Source organism: Paenibacillus vini, assembly GCF_018403325.1.
In the GTDB taxonomy this organism is placed as follows: Bacteria; Bacillota; Bacilli; order Paenibacillales; family Paenibacillaceae; genus Fontibacillus; species Fontibacillus vini.
Window position 1 is genome coordinate 1 of the sequence record NZ_BOSL01000085.1, and the last position, 255, is coordinate 255.

General features: G+C 49.0%; 1 protein-coding gene. It reads left to right on the top strand.

The genetic code is table 11. From position 1 onward, the window contains the following. Positions 1-255 (top strand): hypothetical protein (locus tag KJS57_RS26275; RefSeq protein WP_213656850.1); only part of this gene is annotated, 255 nt, incomplete at both ends.

Here is a 255-nt window from a genome sequence, read left to right on the forward strand (position 1 = left end):
ATGGCGATTATACGCTCATCGTAACGGATGCGGCGGGAAATACAACAACGGTAACATTTTCACTCGATAAAACACCTCCAACCGTAACGGGGGTAACAGACGGAAGCAATTACAATACGGATCAAACCATTACGTTTACAGAGGGGAATGCTCTGTTAAACGACCAGCCGTATACTTCGGGCACTACGATAAGTGCAGAAGGCAGCTACACGCTTGTCGTGAGTGATGCCGCCGGCAATGCGACGACTGTTAGCT